Annotated in this window: 13 protein-coding genes; 10 read left to right on the plus strand and 3 right to left on the minus strand. The window is 63.2% G+C overall.

All coding sequences use genetic code 11. The features are described 5' to 3' along the window. Positions 1–5: 5 nt before the first annotated feature. On the plus strand, positions 6–1,433 hold the full coding sequence (locus OXI69_12390) for a DUF1501 domain-containing protein (GenBank protein ID MDE2666939.1): 1,428 nt from the start codon (positions 6–8) through the stop codon (positions 1,431–1,433). Between the two features lie 14 nt (positions 1,434–1,447). Here the strand turns inward: OXI69_12390 and OXI69_12395 are convergent, their stop codons facing one another. Then, positions 1,448–2,884 carry a hypothetical protein gene (locus OXI69_12395; GenBank protein MDE2666940.1) on the minus strand — a complete coding sequence of 479 codons (1,437 nt, stop codon included), beginning with the start codon at positions 2,882–2,884 and terminating at the stop codon, positions 1,448–1,450. A 99-nt stretch (positions 2,885–2,983) separates the two neighbouring features. Next, complete coding sequence (locus tag OXI69_12400; GenBank protein ID MDE2666941.1) at positions 2,984–3,934, minus strand: phytanoyl-CoA dioxygenase family protein; 951 nt, start codon at positions 3,932–3,934, stop codon at positions 2,984–2,986. Between the two features lie 247 nt (positions 3,935–4,181). Between OXI69_12400 and OXI69_12405 the strand changes: the two genes are divergently transcribed. The 8 genes from OXI69_12405 (at position 4,182) to OXI69_12440 (ending at position 13,832) form a co-directional block, all read left to right on the plus strand. Then, positions 4,182–4,397, plus strand: coding sequence for an AbrB/MazE/SpoVT family DNA-binding domain-containing protein (locus OXI69_12405; GenBank protein MDE2666942.1), 216 nt, complete (start codon positions 4,182–4,184; stop codon positions 4,395–4,397). A 258-nt stretch (positions 4,398–4,655) separates the two neighbouring features. Continuing rightward, positions 4,656–6,983 (plus strand): hypothetical protein, encoded by a 2,328-nt coding sequence (locus tag OXI69_12410; GenBank protein MDE2666943.1) that lies wholly within the window; start codon positions 4,656–4,658, stop codon positions 6,981–6,983. A gap of 588 nt (positions 6,984–7,571) precedes the next feature. Then, positions 7,572–8,345 (plus strand): metal-dependent transcriptional regulator, encoded by a 774-nt coding sequence (locus OXI69_12415; protein ID MDE2666944.1) that lies wholly within the window; start codon positions 7,572–7,574, stop codon positions 8,343–8,345. Positions 8,346–8,402: 57 nt separating this feature from the next. Then, on the plus strand, positions 8,403–9,428 hold the full coding sequence (locus OXI69_12420; GenBank protein MDE2666945.1) for a metal-dependent transcriptional regulator: 1,026 nt from the start codon (positions 8,403–8,405) through the stop codon (positions 9,426–9,428). Next, positions 9,428–10,252, plus strand: coding sequence for a 50S ribosome-binding GTPase (locus tag OXI69_12425; protein MDE2666946.1), 825 nt, complete (start codon positions 9,428–9,430; stop codon positions 10,250–10,252). The genes OXI69_12420 and OXI69_12425 overlap by 1 nt, the downstream gene beginning before the upstream one ends. Further along, a complete protein-coding gene (locus OXI69_12430; protein MDE2666947.1) occupies positions 10,249–11,676 on the plus strand; it encodes a ferrous iron transporter B in 1,428 nt (475 codons plus the stop codon). Before OXI69_12425 ends, OXI69_12430 begins: the two co-directional genes overlap by 4 nt. 540 nt (positions 11,677–12,216) lie before the next feature. Continuing rightward, a complete protein-coding gene (locus OXI69_12435) occupies positions 12,217–12,525 on the plus strand; it encodes a hypothetical protein (protein ID MDE2666948.1) in 309 nt (102 codons plus the stop codon). A 356-nt stretch (positions 12,526–12,881) separates the two neighbouring features. Next, complete coding sequence (locus OXI69_12440) at positions 12,882–13,832, plus strand: class I SAM-dependent methyltransferase (GenBank protein ID MDE2666949.1); 951 nt, start codon at positions 12,882–12,884, stop codon at positions 13,830–13,832. A gap of 739 nt (positions 13,833–14,571) precedes the next feature. Here OXI69_12440 and OXI69_12445 read toward each other — a convergent pair. Further along, positions 14,572–16,314, minus strand: coding sequence for a hypothetical protein (locus tag OXI69_12445; GenBank protein ID MDE2666950.1), 1,743 nt, complete (start codon positions 16,312–16,314; stop codon positions 14,572–14,574). Positions 16,315–16,960: 646 nt separating this feature from the next. On the opposite strand from OXI69_12445, the gene OXI69_12450 reads away from it, so the two are divergent. Beyond that, positions 16,961–17,716 carry an aldolase/citrate lyase family protein gene (locus OXI69_12450; protein MDE2666951.1) on the plus strand — a complete coding sequence of 252 codons (756 nt, stop codon included), beginning with the start codon at positions 16,961–16,963 and terminating at the stop codon, positions 17,714–17,716. The last annotated feature ends 102 nt before the right edge of the window (positions 17,717–17,818 follow it).

Genomic DNA, 17,818 nt, shown 5'->3' on the forward strand with positions numbered 1-17,818 from the left:
TCACCATGAGCCCTCTACCCTCCCGCAGAGCGTTTTTGAAGAACTCCTATCTGGGCCTAGGCAGCCTGGCACTGATGGATCTGCTGGCAGGCGATGCGGGCGCCTCGGCCGATTCGGCCGAGAATCCGCTGTTGCCCAAGCCGGCTCACTTGCCCGCCAGGGCCAAGCGCTGCATCTTTCTCTTCATGGAAGGTGGAGTGAGCCAGATGGACACCTTCGAGTACCGGCCGGTCCTCGACAAGTATGCAGGGCAGCAGATGCCCTCGGTCCGCGGGACCGATCTGGACGTGGCCAGCCTCGGAACCGCCCACAACCGAATCATCCCTTCCCCCTTCAGCTTCGCCCGACACGGCCAGTCGGGTCGCTGGATGTCGGAACTGCTACCCCACCTCTCGACCTGTGTCGACGACATGGCCTTTCTCCATGGTGTCACGGTCGACAGCAGCAATCACGCTCCGGCTGTCTATCATTCCCTGACGGGACAGATCCTTCCCGGCGGAGCGGCCATCGGGGCATGGATGACCTATGGTCTGGGGAGCGAAAACCGGAATCTGCCCGGCTTCATTGTGCTGGGACAGGGGGCTCCCGCGGTGGGCGGCGCTTCCCAGTGGAGTCACGGTTTCCTGCCGGCCATCCACCAGGGCACGCTCTTCCGACCGGGTTCCAATCCCATCGCCGATCTGCACCCGCCGGCCGGAACCTCTGCGAGCAGCCGGCGCAACGAGCTTGACCTGCTGAAATGGCTCAACCAGCGGCACGCCGGCCAGCGCACCCGGACCGGAGAACTCGAAGCGCGAATTGCCGCCTACGAGATGGCCTTCCAGATGCAGAGCGCGGCGCCGGAGTTGATCGATCTCTCCGGGGAATCGGAAGCCACCAGAAAGCTCTACGGGCTCGATGACCCGGTCGCGGGCACCTTCGGCCGCCAGTGCCTGATGGCCCGCCGCATGGTGGAGCGGGGGGTTCGCTTCGTCAAGCTCCTTCACGGCAAGGGCAAACCCTGGGACCAGCACGGGGATCTGGCCGGCCGCCTGCCGGTCTTGTGTCATGAAGTCGATCAGCCCATTGCCGGCCTGTTGAAGGACCTGAAATCCCGGGGAATGCTGGAAGAGACCCTGGTGGTGTGGGCCTCGGAGATGGGAAGGACTCCCTTCGATTCCAACGTGGTATCGGACAAACCCGGAAGAGACCACAATCGCTTTGGGCTGGTCATGTGGATGGCGGGCGGAGACGTGCGCCCCGGAGCCACTTTCGGAGAGACCGACGAATTCGCGCTCCGCAGCTCCGGAGAGTCTCTACCGGTGCGTGACGTGCACGCCACCCTTCTTCGCCTGATGGGGCTGGATCAGCACCAGTTGACCTTCCTCCATGCCGGGCGCTTCAAACGGCTCACCGACATTGGCGGACGGGTCATCGACGAAATCCTGCTTTAAACGGAAAAGAGAATCTACCGCGTCAGCACGAAAGAATAGAGCTTGGCTCTCTGCAGGACAAACCTCAGACGAACCGATCGCCCGGCCAGGTCTTCCAGTCGCTTCGGTTCGTCAAAATGCACCTCGCCGTCGGTCACGTCGCCCTCTACAGGCCGGCTCCTGGCCAAGATCTCCCCCTGGTCACCGATGACTGCCACCTTCACTCGACCGGATTCCGAGTCCGCCGTCAGGCGCAAGCCACCTCGCCACCTCAGCGGTTTGGTCACTAAGGTTGCCTGCCTGCCGGGATCGACCGGCTCATAGCCGGCCCACCCATCCAGACGTAGCGTTGCCAAACAAAATGCCCCCTCACGCCAATCGCGGTGGGCACCGTTGGAGCCACCGTAGTAGATACGGATCTCCTCCCGGGTGACAACGGGAGCGTTGGCGGCATACACGCAGCCCCAGTCATAGCTTCCTTTGACGGCAGAGTTTGGAATCAGGGGAGTGCCCGGATCGATCCGTTCCCAGTGAATCGTATCGGGACTCCAGGTCAGCTCGCAATGAACGCGATCTTCGTTGCGCCGGATGATCATGACCAAACCCAGGTAGACTCCACCGTAGCGAAACACTTCCATGGCATAGGTCTGGTTTTCCGGGTCTCCCCGAAGCACTTCCACCGCCTTGGTCCACTTGAGAAAGTCGGAACTCTCGGTTCGAGCCACGATCCTTTCACCTTCATAGAGCCGGGTCATGGCCACATAGCGGTTCAGTTCAGGTGCCCACCAGGCGTTATTGTGGGTGTCACCGTTGGCCTCCACCTCGGGGCAGGCGACCGGCTCGCTCCACAGCAACCCATCATCCGAAAACCGGACCGCCACTCCCGGCTTCCATTTCCGAATCCAGTTTCCCCCGTAAAACATCTTGTAAAGGCGCTGGGGGTCTCGCGAATCCTTGAGGATGCCGGCGCCGTGCACGCCCCGCAGCAACAGGTTGTTGGCCTTGCTGCCCTCGAAATCCACCAGGTTCAACTCGGGCTTGGTCCATGTCAGACCATCTTTGCTGACGGCATAGCAGATGCCGAATTCACGATCATAGGGACGGTAGGGCACCAAGTGCCTCTGCTCGCGCGGAGTCTTCCTGACCAGCGGATCTGCGATGAAGGGGTTGTACCAGCATCGGTAGATTTTCTGCTCATCATCGTAAATGACGTTCGCGTACAGGTTGTCGAAACGCTGCTCCCAGGGCTTGTCTTCGCCAAAGAGCGGATTGGCTGGATGCTTGCTGACGGTCCCCACAGCCAGACGGAGGTTGTGCTTCTCTTCGAGGATGCGGCTGTCGAGCAGGAGGTAGCGGAAGCGAGAGGAATCGTCCTCCGGCGTCCGTGGAATTGGCGGATTGTCAGCTGATAGACATCCCGCCAGGAGATAGCCGGCTGTCATAAGCGTCAGGACTGCAAACAGTGGTTGCATAACTGCGTCGTCGCTCCTTGAATCCGGCGCCGTTGCGCACAGAAATACGGCAACGCTACTATCTGAGACAGAACACCCGTTCAGAAGCCGCGGGCGGGGTCAGCCGCGGGCCGGACCGAAGGCCGACCAGCCCAGCAGGTAGCGGGCGTGGGGTGGGTAGCGATCCACGATATCGTCAGGAACGCTGCGGGTATAGTCGGTGAAGGGTTTGATCCAGGCGCGAATGAAATTCCCCAGCACGGCCCGCCGGGGGCCGTCCGTCAGGTTGGTTCCGGCCCGGTGCCAGGTCTGGGAAAACCAGATCGCCAAGCTGCCGGCAGGGGCCGTCAGCGCCACCTCGCCTTCGACCGCATCGTAGGTCCAGGGCGGCTTCCTGCCGCTGAGGTGGGTGCCGGCCACCACTCGGGTAGCTCCGTTTTCCACGGTGAAGTCGTCCAGCATCCAGCCGATGGCGATAGCCATGGGGATGGTGGGGAGTGGCTCGGGGACCATGGTGAATGGCGAATCGACATGCCAGTAGGAAGGTTCCGAATGGGGGCCGATACGGGTGGCGGCCATATCGGACAGCACGCAATCCTTCCCCAGCAGTTCGCCCATGATCTGCCGCAGAATGGGATGGTCGAACAGACGGTCACAGCCGATCAGCTTGGCCGGAAGGTTGAAGCAGCGCTGCATGCGGCCTTCGTCCAGGAGCAGGGGGATGTGGAGAAAATTGTGGTTCACCTCTTCCGCTGGCACCGGCCAGGGAGTATCGTGATTGAGAGCCCTGGTGTGGCGGATCCTCTTCATGACCCGGCTTAGCTCTTCCGCACCTACCTTGTAGGTTCTGGCCAGGTAGGCTTCGATTTCAGCATCGTCGGGAGATTCCGGGCCGTCTCCCGGATCGAAGTGAAATTCGCGCTCCCGGGCCATGAGCCGGTCACAATCCGCAATGAGCTGCTGCAGTTCCTTTCCTCGGAAGACCCGGTCGAAAATCACATACCCTTGCTGCTTCAGAAATTCACCACCTTCCTGCAACTGTTCCGGGTCAAAGACCTTGCAAGCATCCATCGTCGTGCCTCCCTTTGGACCTCCGGAGCAATATCGGCGACACCATCATACTCCTTCCGACGGCAGTTCTGCACCTCTCGAAGGCAGCTTCCTGAATGATTCCAACTTCAGCTCGGGTTTCCCGCGGGATTGGCGGGTTCTTGGTAAGGGAGTTGGCCGATTGAAAGGCTTATCGGCCCAGATTGGGGGAAATAGCCGTAGCTCTCAAGATCGACAATCGCCCTGCCAAGATGTTACCTTCCTTGACATGAAAACGGTGATTTCCACCAAAGGCCGGATTGTCATACCGGTTGAATTGCCCAAGCACGACAACATCCAACCCGGCCAAGCCTTTGAAACTGAACGGGTGGATAAAGGTGAATATCGCCTGGTGCTTGCCGAAACACCGAAGAACCGGGGACTGGTGGATATTCTCCCGGCCTGTCCCGTGAAAGGCTGGTTCGTATCTATCGAAGAAAATTGAATACCCCTCCGAACCCTACCGCCTTGAGCGTAACCCCATGGAAAGCACCGGACCCCACCCCCAGAAACCGGCCCACCCCTTACGCTCACAACCTTCCTGTTGCTTGCGGAATGCGGGACGGAATCCGCGTATAATCCAGACCCAGCGGAAAGACCTGTTTATTGCGTCGAGTCGAAGCGCGCAATTCCTGAGTCCTGAGCCTCTGGGCGTCCTGGAATTGACCCATCCCCCCCGGCGCGCAAGCGATCAGGAGCACAGATGATGGAGAATGAAGCCAAACAATCTCCCGGCGGAGGCCGGGGGTCGGGCGGTCAGAGCCGGCGGGCCTTTCTGAAGTCCGGAACTCTGGCGGGAGCCGCAGGGCTGCTGACCCCCGCCTGCGGGCTGGAACAGGCAGGAAAGCGGGGTTCGACCACCGACAGGCAGTTCACTCCGGGACCCGACGACATCGTCCTGGAGAACCGGCAAGCCAGGTTGATCATCGGGGCGGACGGCATCGCCCGCAGCCTCTGGCACAAACAGACCGGCCAGGAGTGCCTGGCTCCCGGGACCGCGGCCCCCGCGTTTTCGGTGACCCAGTACCGTCCCTACGAGAACGAGCTGCAGCTCAGGTACCCCGCCAAATCCAGGACCTTCCCGGTTCGTTCGGTGCACCGGGAGGGGGATCGGCTGCTGCTGGAATTCGAGCTGGTGGATCATGAAATCACCCTCAGGACCGGGGTCACCGAAGACTACTTCAGCTTTTCCGTGGAGAAGATCGAGTCGGCCAAAAAGCCGGGCTTTCGCCAGAAACGGCCGACTCCGCTCGACGAGGTGTGCCTGCTCCAGCTCCCGGTTCGGGACCGCAAACATTTCGGAGAGTGGCTGAACGTCCAGTGGGACGACTCGGTGGCGGTCTGCCTACTGGGAACCGATCCCCACCCGCGCATCGACGGACTGGAACGGGACGGATACCACCTGATGCAGGCCGCGGCCGTACGGGGGGTCAAGCTGGAGGGGGTGGGAGCGGCGCTCGTCGTGACCGGCGCCGAGCGGATCCTGGACGGGGTAGCTCAGGTGGAGAAGGACTTCGACCTGCCTCCCGATGTGGAGAGTCGGCGGCGCAGGGAGTACCCCTACTCCTACTACTGGGTCAGTGACGTCACCCCCGCCAATATCGATCTCCACCTGGAATACGCCAGGCGAGGCGGATTCCGGACCTTCATGATCTACTACACCGCCTTCGCCCCGAACCCGGGCCACTATCGCTTTCGCAAGGACCGCTACCCGGAAGGCATACGCGACTTGCAGCGGATCGTCCGCAAGATCGAGGATGCCGGCCTGATTCCGGGACTCCATCACCACTACAACAAGGCCATCGGGCAGGACCCCTATATCACGCCCCGGCCAGACCCCCGCCTCAACCTGAAGCGCACCTTTACCCTGGCCGGCGCCGTGGATACCTCGCAGACCGCAATCGAGGTCGAGGAAAATCCCGAAGGCTGCGAGCTGGACTCGGCGGTCAAGGTGCTGAAACTGGAGGAGGAACTGGTGGAATATGGCTCCTTCACCACCCAGCGCCCTTACCGCTTTATGGAATGCCGGAGGGGAGCGCTGGGAACCCGGGCCCGGCGACACCGGCCAGGACGCAAGTTCGGCCTGCTGGGAGAGGTCGCCGGCGTGGTCGGCGTCTACGACCAGAAGACCGGCATCCAGGAGGAGGTCGCCCAACGCCTGGGGAAGCTCTACGGCCGGGCCGGCTTCCGGTTCGCCTACTTCGACGGCGCCGAGGACGTCCCTCCGCCCTACTGGTTCAACGTCTCCCGCGCCCAGTGGCTCACCTGGAGGCAGATGAAGCCCGGACCGCTGTTTGCGGAAGGGGCCTGCAAGTCTCACTTCAGTTGGCACATCCTCACCCGGGGCAACGCCTTCGACATCTTCCGCCCGGAGGTCATGAAGGATGCCACCCGGGCCCATCCCTGCGAGGAGGCGCCCCGCATCGCCAAGGACTTTACCGGCCTCAACTACGGGTGGATCGATTACTGGGAATCCTCGGCGGAGACCATGGGGACCCAACCGGACATGCTGGAATTCGTCACCAGCCGGGCCGCCGCCTGGGACTGCCCCATTTCCTTCCGTGGGCGGCTGGAGCTGTTTTCAAGACACCCCAGGACGCCGGACAATCTTGAAGTCCTGCGACGGTGGGAGGAGGTGAGGGTGAACCGCTGGCTGACGCCGGCCCACCGGGAGGCCCTCAAGAATCTCGACCAGGAGCACACCCTGCTGCTGACGGCATCCGGAGAATTCGAGTTGGCGCCCTGCCGTCAGATCGAGCGAGCCGGCGGCGACCGGCTGCGCGCCTTCTACTTCGAGCACCAGGGAGCTTCCTGGATCGTCTACTGGCACACGGCGGGCAGCGGCCGGGTGGAACTGGAACTTCCGGGGGATAGCTTGCGTTTATGGCAGGACCCGGGGAAGGGCCCGGTGGCGTTTCGGTCCACGGGAGGCCGAGTGGACCTTCCGGCGGAGGGAAGGCGCTACCTGGAGTGCCCCGGTCTCTCCAGGGAACAGGTCATGCGAGCATTTCAGGAAGCCGGCCTAAGTTGAAACAAACGCTGCGTCTCAGGAAGCCGCAGCTTTGCGGCGTCGCGTATGCCCCCCTCCGCATCAGCCTTCGCCTGCGGCTCGGCTTCTGCGACTCCCCCTCAAGGGGGGAGTGATTCCTGAGGCTTGCATACAACGCACGAGCATCACTCCCCCCTGGAGGGGGAGTCGGTGAGACTAGGGCTCCGCCCGCAGTCGAACCGGTGGGGGGGGGGACGGAACCGGCGAGGTCGCCACATAGGAGATCCAGCCCGCCGTCGAGCCGCTGGGGCCCCAGTCTCCGGGGTTGGTACGAGGTCTCTGTTTCACCCGGCATGATCCACCCGGCAGGCCAGGGGCCGACCTCGCATGAAACAGGACGGTTCTCGTGCAGGATTCAATAGTTGTCCCACCCGCCTCTCCGACAACGTTGGATCCTTCGGTCCTTCACCCTCCAACTGGCGATCCCTCCTGCCCACCCCTCATTTTTAGATCAGTCTAATAAAATTCCAAAGTGCTCTTGACAACCTGAAAAGAACACATTGGACGCTTGCGAAGGGTGTCTTTTTCGGTTACTCTAAATTGGTATGAAAGCAAACGAAGGGTAATCCGGTGGCAGCTGAATCGCAGAAGAAGGCAACCGTCTCCAGCACCGTGGAGGACTATCTCAAGGTGGTCCTCAAGATCGAGGACATGAAGCAGAGGGCCAGCACCTCCAGGGTGGCGCGTCACCTGGACGTGGCCGACGCTACTGTCACCGACATGCTGAGAAAGTTGAAGAAGGCCGGACTGCTGGAATACAAGCCCTACTACGGGGCCACACTGACGCGGAAGGGACGTCAGGTGGCCGTGCGGATTCTGCGCCGTCACCGGCTGCTGGAGATGTTCCTCCACCAGGTGCTGGGCTACGGTTGGGAGCAGGTCCACCAGGAGGCCGAACGCCTGGAGCATGCCGTTTCCGACCTGTTCATATCCCGGATCGACGCCCTGCTGGACTTTCCCTCCCAGGACCCCCACGGAGAAGCCATCCCCGACGCCCGGGGGTTTCGGCAGGTGGAGGACGACCTCTGCCTGGCCGAGGCCGAACCGGGGAGCTACAGCGTCCGCAAGGTCACCAACAGCGACCCCGAGTTCCTGGCCTATCTGGACAAGGTCGGCCTGCGTCCGGCCACCCGGCTCTCGCTGCAAGAGAAGGCCCCGTTTCAGGGGCCGTTGAAGCTGCTCCCCGAATCCGGCCGGGAGCCTGTATACCTGGGGCTGGAGGCCTCCAGGAGCATCTTTGTGTTGCCCCTGAAGGACCGCCCCCCCGCCCCCGCTGCACTCCCGGAGAGTCGCGCATCCCAGGGGGCTGTCGGCCGGCCCGGCCGAGGCGCTTGGAACGAGTAGGAATCAGCCGCGCTGGGCCGCCCGCCATTGATTTGGCCGGGCGGACCGGAGATTCCCATGAACGAGCTGACGGGTCCCATACTGTTGGTTCTGGCTGCCCTGGCGATCTATTTCCTGTTTCGGCCCGGACCTGGCTGGCTGGAGCGCTGGCGCAGGTGGCTGCGCCTGTCTGACCGGGTGCTGTCCGAGGATGCACTCAAGCACCTCTACCATTGCGAGTACGAGCAGCGGGAGGCGACGATTCAGAGCCTTTCCGGAGCTCTGGGCACACCCGTGGAAAGGGTGGCCGGGCTGGTTCAGCGCATCGAGGCCGGTGAGCTGGTCACTTCCGAAGGCGCCTCGCTACGATTGACCCCCAAGGGAAGAGAGTACGCCCTGCGAATCATCCGGGCGCATCGCCTCTGGGAGCGCTACCTCTCGGAGGAGACGGGACTGAAGGAGCCGGACTGGCACAAGCGCGCCGAGCAGGAGGAGCATCGCCTGTCCTCCAGCGAAGCCGATGCCCTGGCGGCCCGCATGGGCAACCCGCCCTTCGATCCGCACGGCGATCCCATCCCCACCCAACGGGGGCAGCTCCCCCCGCGCCGGGGCCAACCGCTCACCAGCCTGGCGGTGGGAGAACGGGCCAGGATCGCCCATCTGGAGGACGAGCCCGAGGCCGTCTATGCCCAGTTGGTGGCCGAAGGGCTGCATCCCCTGATGGCGGTTCAGTTGACCCACGTTTCGGCCGAGCGCATCTGCTTTTGGGCTGAAGGCGAGGAGCATGTGCTGGCGCCCATTGTGGCCGCCAACGTTTCGGTGGTTTCCCTGCCGCGGGAGCAGCCGGTGGAAGAGTCCCTGGAAACTCTGGCGTGCCTGGAACCCGGCGAAGAAGCCACCGTGGTCGGTCTGTCTCCCAACTGCCGGGGCCTGGAAAGGCGCCGCCTCATGGACCTGGGCCTCCTTCCCGGGACGGTGGTGGCAGCCGAGATGAAGAGTCCGGTGGGAGATCCGACGGCCTTCAGGATCCGGGGAGCGCTGATCGCGCTGCGCGGGGAGCAGGCGGCCAGTATCCGGATCAACTCCCGAAGACAGGTGGCCTGATGCAACCGACTCACCCTCCAAGCGCCTGCGAGGTCTGCCCCGCCCACCATCCGGCCAATCTGAAGCGGCTGGGGGTGAACATGGACCGCTACGACTTTGTGGTGGCCCTGGCCGGCAATCCCAACACCGGCAAGAGCACCCTGTTCAACAGCCTCACCGGCCTACGCCAACACACCGGCAACTGGCCTGGCAAGACCGTGACCCGGGCCGAGGGCGGCTTTGCCTACCAGGGCAGCCACTACAAGCTGGTCGACCTGCCTGGCACCTACTCGCTGCTCTCCACCAGCACCGACGAAGAGATCGCCCGCGACTTCATCCTGTTCGGACAACCCGACGTGACCGTGATCGTGGTGGACGCCACCCGGCTGGAGCGCAACCTCAACCTGGTCTGCCAGGTGCTGGAAATCACCGGGCGGGCGGTGGTCTGCCTGAACCTCATGGATGAAGCCGAGCGTCACCGTTTGACGGTCGACCAACGATCCCTGGCGCGGGAGCTTGGCGTCCCGGTGGTGCCTGCGGCGGCTCGCCAGGGACGGGGCGTTCCCCTGCTGATCGACATGATCCACCAGGTCGCCACCGGCAGTTTCGTCTGCAAGCCCCATCGCATTCAGAGTGAGCCCCCGGCGCTCAAGCGTGCCGTCAGCCTGCTGGTTGAAAAGCTGGAGGCGGCCTTCCCCGATCTTCCCAATGCCCGCTGGGTGGCCCTGCGCCTGCTGGAGGGGGACGCCAGGATCGAGGAAGCCGTGCGCTCGGGGGAGCTGGCCGGACTGGTGAGAGCCCCGGAAGGGGTGGGAACGGCGGCGCCGGCGGAGAGGGCGGGATGAATCCTGTGAACACCCGGGAAGAAGTGCTGGAGGCGGCGGCCAATCTGCGCTGGGAGGTGGGGCCCGACCTCCACGACTCGCTGATGGAGGCGCTTTACACCGATGCCGCCCGGATCTCGGATCGGGTGCTGAGTCGGGACGACACCCGGCCTGCCTTCGACCTGGACCGGACCATCGACCGGCTGGTCACCAGCCGCTGGCTGGGCTTCCCCATCATGATGCTGCTGATGGCGGCAGTGCTGTGGGTGACCATCGCCGGGGCCAACGTACCCTCCAGCCTGCTATCCTCCCTGTTCCTGGAAACCCTCCATCCCGCCCTCAAGCAGGCGGCGGCCGCGGCCGGACTGGCCTGGTGGCTCGACGGTCTGCTGATCGACGGCATGTTCCTGGCCATGGCCTGGGTGGTGAGCGTGATGCTGCCCCCCATGGCCATCTTCTTCCCCCTCTTCACCCTGTTGGAAGACTTCGGCTATCTGCCCCGGGTGGCCTTCAACCTGGACCGCTGGTTCAAGAAGGCCGGAGCCCACGGCAAGCAGGCCCTCACCATGGCCATGGGCTACGGATGCAATGCGGCCGGGGTGGTGGCCACCCGGGTGATCGACAGTCCCCGGGAACGGCTGATCGCCACCCTGACCAACAACTTCTCCCTCTGCAACGGCCGCTGGCCCACCCAGATCCTGATCGCCACCATCTTCATCGGCAGCCTGGCCCCTCCGGCCCTGGCCGGGCTGGTGTCGGCGGGGTCGGTGATGGCGGTGGTGCTGCTGGGAGTGGGGTGCACCTTCCTGGTGTCCTGGGGACTGTCCCGCACCCTGCTCAAGGGAGAGGCTTCGGCCTTCAGCCTGGAACTGCCCCCCTACCGTCCCCCCCGGATCCTGCAGACCATCTACACCTCCCTCATCGACCGCACCCTGATCGTGCTCTGGCGGGCGGTGGTGTTTTCCGTGCCGGCCGGCGCCGCCATCTGGCTGGTATCCAACATTCATGTCGGCGGCACCAGCCTGGCGGAGCACCTGATCCAGGGGATGGACCCCTTCGGGCTTCTCATCGGGCTCAACGGCGTCATCCTGCTGGCCTACATCATCGCCATCCCCGCCAACGAGATCGTCATCCCCACCGTGCTGATGCTGACCGTGTTGAGCGCCGGTCTCTCGGGGGTGGGGGAGGGCGCCGGCGTCATGTTCGAGTTCGATGCGGCCTCGGCCACACTGGGAGTGCTGGAGGCAGACGGCTGGACGCTGCTGACCGGAATCAACCTGATGCTGTTCAGCCTGTTGCACAACCCCTGCTCCACCACTCTCTACACCATCTGGAAGGAGACCGGCAGCGTCAAGTGGACGGCGGCCTCGGCGCTCCTCCCCATCGCCATGGGCTTTCTGGTCTGTTTCTGCGTGGCCCAGGCGTTTCGCTGGCTCGGCGGGTGAGGAGGGAGTCGCAGGAATCGAGCCGCAAGATCCAAGAGAGTAATCCACCAAGTCACACGAAGGACCACCAGGTCACCCAAGGCGTTGGAGCGGGCTCACGAAGGCTCTGCCGCGGATCGGCGGGGACGTTGTTGAATTACTGGAATAACTTGTGTGGGTAGGGGACGTGGTTCAACCAATGAAGTTCAGGAGCCGCCGATCCGAGTTATTCCAGTAATTCAGCAACCGAGTCCGAACCGGCAGCGGTCAGGAACCTGGATACGACGTCGAGGCCCGATGGAATCTGCTCAAGGCCCACGTCCCCAAGGACTTGACCGGAAAAACCGTTCTAGACCTTGGAGACAATGCCGGATTTTTTGCCGTCCAGATGAAAAGACGAGGCGCCGCCCGGGGTGTTCTGGTGGATCCTTTGGTCCGGTTCAATGAGCAAGCAGAGTTCACAGCCGATCAATTCGAAGTGGAAATCGAGACGGCTATCGATGACGCGCACACCCTTGCCTCACCACCGAGAGCCGGTTCGATACCATTGTCTGTGTCGGCTTGATCTATCACCTCAAGTATCCTACCATCGTCCAGGATCGGCTTGCGGAGATGGCCAAGGAGCCCATCCTGATCCAGTCGGCCAAGGAGGAAGCGGCTAACGCTTTTGCTCCCGATTTCCGCTTCGTCGAACACGACCATAACGGAGATGATACTTGCTGGTGGTTCCCCAACTATGAAGGTCTGGCAGCCCTGGTTCGCAGCTCGGAAATGAAGATCATTGCCCGTCCGCATCCTCAAATGATAGGTGCAAAGCCTGTATCCACTCCTGGCAAGGTCGTTCTGCCCAAACTGGTATTCCCGAAATAGGGCAAGCGGGGCGGCTCTGTCTTTCCCGGCCTTCAGAGATACGACCCAGGCTAATGGTCTGACCTGATCGAGCGGTCCAGGGAAAGCGAGTGATTATCCGGATCGGGACTTCCCCCGTCTGAAGCCACCGGTTCGGGATGTGATTAGATTCTCGGCGGATTTGCTGTTGAATTCGCCGTGCTTCCTGTATTCCGACCCTCGACGTCCGTTCGCTCGCGAAGAATCTTGCGGGGCTGGCTATGACTATCGCCCCAAGGAACTCCCAATCACAAGAAACATCCCCGCCGGGCGGTTTTCTCCTTCGCCTGCTGCTGAGAATTCCTGCGTGCCGCCGTCTTGCCGACGAGAACCGATCATTGCAGGAGAGCCTTGCTGACGCGCGGGTCCGTCTTGTGCGCCTTGGAGAAGAAATTGCCGCGCGCGACCAGCGGCTGGAAGCCCTGTCTTCGCTCGCGGCCGAGCAGCGGGCGAATCAGCTTTATGAACCTCCCGGTCATTACTATTCGCCCATCGTCGACCCCGACGACAATTGGGTTCGCCGGGCCATGGAACAGGAAGCACACCCCGATGCGGTGCCGGCGGAGTTTGGCATCGATGAAGGTGAGTTGCTGCGTTGGTTCGACAAGATCGCGGCGCACTATCCGGCAAATCCGTTCCCGGAGCAGCCCGCGCCCGGCCGGCGCTACCATTACGCCAACCCCAGCTTCCCGCTCGCCGACGCCCTGGCCCTTCTTGGTTTCCTGCTGGAGTTCCGTCCCCGTCGTTTTGTTGAGGTCGGGGCGGGCTATTCCTCCTGTGCGGCCATCGACATCAACGAGCAGCATCTCGGCAGTGCGCTCGAAATGACCTTTATCGAGCCCCATCCGGAGCCCGCACTCGAACTCTTCGGCGACGACCTCAAGTATCGCAAGTCTGTCCGTCCGCAGCGCTTGCAGGAGACGCCACTCTCGCTCTTCACCGACCTCGACGCCGGCGACGTCCTATTCATTGATTCCTCGCACGTGGGCAAGACCGGCAGCGACGTCCTCGACTACCTGTTTCGCATTCTCCCACGGCTCCGCCCCGGCGTGCTCGTCCACCTGCACGACATCTTTTTCCCCTTTGAATATCCTGAGGCTTGGATCGCAGACCAGAACCGGTCCTGGAATGAGACCTATTTCGTGCGTGCGTTTCTCTGCGCCAACCCCAACTTCCGGGTGCTCTACCTGTCAGACTGGATCTACAAGTGCCGCCGTGATTTGTTCGAGACGCGCATGCCGCTCTGCGTCCCGCACCGCGGCGGCAGCCTGTGGATGCAATCCGTCTAACCTGCAGTCCTTCCTTCCCTGTCGGCGCTCCTGTTTGGATGCGGACAATGGGTTGGGAATTCTTGAAATCCTGAATTACTTCGTCAACTCGGCGGGGTCGGTCACAGTTGTTGTCTATCGCGAGTCCAGTCAGCCACCCAGGCACAAGTCAGCCTCACCCGCTAGCGCTTCCCGATATGCCGAGTCGCCTCCCGCTTGGCCGCGTGTCAACGGGCATCGAAAATCGCAGGGTTTTGGGCATTGACGACCACAGGAACGCTGAGAGAGCCGGCCTTTCCGGATCCCCCACAGGGGGGGCCTGGGGTTCCTGAGGCGAAATCGGTGCAGGAGGCGTTCCGGGGTGTTCTGGCATGCCAGGGGCCTGGAAATGGCAGCCCGCCCGGCAAAGCTCGCAGATTCCGGGGGCAGGAGACCGTCGAACGCCATGGCGACTTCGATGTCGTCATGGAAGAGGTCGTCCGATAGGAGCAGGAAATCCCGGCCTCCGACGGCCGCGAACCGATCAACGATTTCCACCTCCGGGGGGCAAGGACTTGGCGTCGTAGAGGTGGCCCACTTGCAAATGGGGGGATTGAAGCGGTCTGATACAAAATAAGTCTTTTATAATTAGCTTGTTACCAGAGATACAACATAAACGCGTAGGTGGCGAATCAATAGTCGGGTCCCGGGAACGCACTGCCTTTCCGAAACAACGTCCCCTATCTCCCGCGGGCCGAGTTGACGCCCGCTGCCCAACCGCTCACATGGAGGCGGCCGGTCCGACGCGGACGGTGATCACGTCCGTGTCGTGAAACTGCTGGTGGCGCACCGACGACGCATAGTGGCGCAGCAGCCTGAGAGAGACCTCCGTCTCGACCGGGGGACCGCTGGTCTGTTCACCCAGCAGCGCCAACTGATCCTCCAGATTGGTGTCGTCGGTCGTGGCCGCAAACTCGAGTTCGACCGCATCTCCATCGTTGCGCGCCACGAGCAGGAGGTGGCGTCCCGAGGGCGCCCTGCCTTCGTCCTCCGGCCGCGTCAGGGTGAGCAGCATCTCCTCGCCGACTGCACGCAGTCGATCGGTCATCTCCCGGCTGCGCTTGCCGCGTGCGGCAAAAGCGGACAGGAACGAGTCGATCTTCGGCAGGTTGGCCAGGGTCAGTTCCGCCTTCAGGCGCCGGGGGCGCGGTCCTGTCAGCTCCACGAACTGTGTCAGAACAATCACGGTCACCCCGCCGACCGTCATGCTGTTTCCGAGCAGATCGCTCCAGGCGCCCTGCAGGAGCTCGGGATAGATCCATTGGAGTTGGAAGGCGATGCCCAGCCAGAAGGCGATGCCTACCGCGAAGCCCTTGCGATAGTCCAGCCCGTCGTGCATGAGCACCCGGACGCCGAGAATGAAGAGGGATGCCACCAGCACGATGTAGTAGGAGGCCACCACCGGACCGGGAATGGCAACGATGACGGCGACCAGCTTCGGCAGAAACGCCAGCACCACGAAAATGACACCGACGCAGATGCCGACGACCCGGGCCGCCACCCGGGTGAGATCGGCCACCGCAATGCTGGCCGCGTAAGTGGTGTTGGGAACCGTGCCCGTCAGGCCGGACAGCAGGTTGCCCAGGCTGTCGGCCGTGAGCGCCCCCTGGATCGACTGGAAGTCGATGGCACGCGGCCTGCGCCATGAGATCCGCTGGATGGCGATGCCGTCTCCGATGGTGTCCAAGGCGCCCACCAGCGTTACCAGCACGAAGGCGGGCAGAAGGGCCCAGAAGTCGGGGCCGAAGCCGAAGTCGAGACCCGGCCAGGCAAGCTGCGGAAAACCGACCCAGTCGGCCTCCAGGACGCGCCGGGTGTCGTAGATTCCGTAGAAGAGGCCGCCGCAGGCGCTGCCCGCAACCATTCCCAGAGCCCCGGCCCAGAGCCTCCAGACGCCGCTGGCCCGCATTGAGATCACGGCCATCAGCGCCAGGGTCAGGCCTGCCGTGACCGGGGCGGCCGAGGGCGCAGCCTCCGCCGGCACGTCGTTCAGCTTGCGAAAGATGATCGGTCCCAGCGTGACCGGGATCAGCATCAGCACGGTGCCGGCTACGGTCGGCGTGAAGATCTTCCTGAACAGCGAGAGTTTTGCCGCCAGAAAGAACTGACACAGGGAGGAGACGATGATCAGGCTGGCCATCAGGCCCCCGCCACCCCGTTCCAGCGCCGCCACGCAGACGGCCAGGAAGGCGCCGCTGCTCCCCATGAGCAGGAGGTAGCCGGAGCCGAGGCGGCCGATGCGAGCGGACTGGATCACCGTGGTGACTCCACTGACCACCAGCGCGGCAAACACGGCCCATACCAGATAGGCTTCGTTGCCCCCCGCGGCTCCAACCAGGATCGCCGGAGTCAGCACGATTCCGGCGGCCGTCAGCGTGGCGTACTGCAGCCCGAGGCCTATGGTGAGAGGAAGCGGAGGTCGTTCGTCCGGCTCGTAACGGACGTCCTGGACGTGGTTTTTCATATTGGATTCCCGTGTTGTCGTCTCATCGATGGGTGCCTGTCTCTGCCGCTCTCCGTGCATCGTCGGGGCGCAGGAACCGGCCGGTGGCCCCGAATCTGAGCGTCTGAAAATTGAATTTCCTAATTTAGGGCGTTCCCGGTGAGAAAACAACCGCTGGATTGGCAAAACAGGTTCGCCCACTGGCGGAACCCCGGCGCTCCCGTGAAGCATCCTCCACACCCTAAACCGCAAACAGGGTTTACATCCTGCACAGGAATCGGGCAAGAAGTCTCGTGCTGGCCTCAAGGATCACTCCCCCCTGGAGGGGGAGTCGGTGAGACAAGGGCCCCGCCCGCAGTCGAACCGGTGGGGGGGACGGAATCGGCGAGATCGTCACATAGGAGATTCAGCCGCAGTCGAGCCGGTGGGGGGCAGACGCGGCGCCTCGTGATTTGCAGGGACAATCAACATCGATGCGCAGCATGCACAGGATTTTTCCCGGAAACGGCCAGCCTGTATTCCCGAGCAGCCACAAGACCCCGCGATGTCCCTTCCGGTTGACTGGCTTCCTCGTTGCCGTCACAATGGACCGCCGTCCGGCCCCGGGGCCAGACTTGGCTGCGCTCCACCCGGCGAGCATTCATGAATTCCCGATCCGGAGGCTTGCATGCGATTGGAAAATCCCCTGAAGGTTGCGCTGAACGCCGGAAAGGTGTCGGTCGGTTCCTGGCTGAACCTGGCCTCTACCCTGGCTGCCGAAGTCCTCGCCACCGAAGGGTTCGAGTGGCTGACCGTGGACATGGAGCACGGGCCCTGGGCGTTGGACGATGCCGCCAACGGATTCCGGGCCATCGAGTCGCGGGGCGCCGTTCCCCTGGCCCGGGTGTGGTCCCACAAATCGGAAGACATCGCCCGGGTGCTGGACGCCGGCGCCCTCGGCGTGGTCATTCCCCACGTGTCCAACCGCGCCCAGGCGGAAGCCCTGGTGCAGGCGGTCCGCTATCCTCCGCTGGGCCAGCGCTCCGCCGGAACCGGTCGCAATCAGACCTTTGTCGACTACCCGGCCGTCGCCAATGAGCAGATCCTGCTGATTCCCCAGATCGAGGACCTCGAGGGCGTGGATCAGATTCAGGAGATCATGGCGGTTCCCGGTATCGACGTGGGCTTCATCGGTCCCCACGATCTGGGTCTGTCCATGGGTCTCAAGGCCGAGCAGATCGGCAGCGACCCCGAACACGAGCGCCAGCTCATGCGGATCCTGGAGGGGTGCCAGGCCGTCGGCAAGCCCGCCGGCCTGCCTGTGCGCGACGTGGCTGCCGCCAACAAGTGGATCTCACGGGGATTTCAGATGATCGACCTCTCCAACGACCTGGCCATGCTGCGAAGCAGCGTCCGCTCCCAGTTGGCCCAGGTGAAGCGGTAGGGAAGAGCGGACGGCAAACTCCGTTTCCCGAACGATTCGCTTGCATTGACCGTATTCCTTGGTCGGTCATCCCCCCGGGAGCGCGGGCGTCCCGCCCGCATG

It is taken from the genome of Acidobacteriota bacterium (assembly GCA_028875575.1).
Classification (GTDB): domain Bacteria; phylum Acidobacteriota; class Terriglobia; order Versatilivoradales; family Versatilivoraceae; genus Versatilivorator.

Excerpts from the sequence above, each read along its gene's own strand:
- OXI69_12390 (MDE2666939.1), top strand. The coding sequence starts at position 6 with ATGAGCCCTCTACCCTCCCGCAGAGCGTTTTTGAAGAACTCCTATCTG.
- OXI69_12395 (MDE2666940.1), bottom strand. The coding sequence starts at position 2,884 with ATGCAACCACTGTTTGCAGTCCTGACGCTTATGACAGCCGGCTATCTC.
- OXI69_12400 (MDE2666941.1), bottom strand. The coding sequence starts at position 3,934 with ATGGATGCTTGCAAGGTCTTTGACCCGGAACAGTTGCAGGAAGGTGGT.
- OXI69_12405 (MDE2666942.1), top strand. The coding sequence starts at position 4,182 with ATGAAAACGGTGATTTCCACCAAAGGCCGGATTGTCATACCGGTTGAA.
- OXI69_12410 (MDE2666943.1), top strand. The coding sequence starts at position 4,656 with ATGATGGAGAATGAAGCCAAACAATCTCCCGGCGGAGGCCGGGGGTCG.
- OXI69_12420 (MDE2666945.1), top strand. The coding sequence starts at position 8,403 with ATGAACGAGCTGACGGGTCCCATACTGTTGGTTCTGGCTGCCCTGGCG.
- OXI69_12425 (MDE2666946.1), top strand. The coding sequence starts at position 9,428 with ATGCAACCGACTCACCCTCCAAGCGCCTGCGAGGTCTGCCCCGCCCAC.
- OXI69_12430 (MDE2666947.1), top strand. The coding sequence starts at position 10,249 with ATGAATCCTGTGAACACCCGGGAAGAAGTGCTGGAGGCGGCGGCCAAT.
- OXI69_12445 (MDE2666950.1), bottom strand. The coding sequence starts at position 16,314 with ATGAAAAACCACGTCCAGGACGTCCGTTACGAGCCGGACGAACGACCT.
- OXI69_12450 (MDE2666951.1), top strand. The coding sequence starts at position 16,961 with ATGCGATTGGAAAATCCCCTGAAGGTTGCGCTGAACGCCGGAAAGGTG.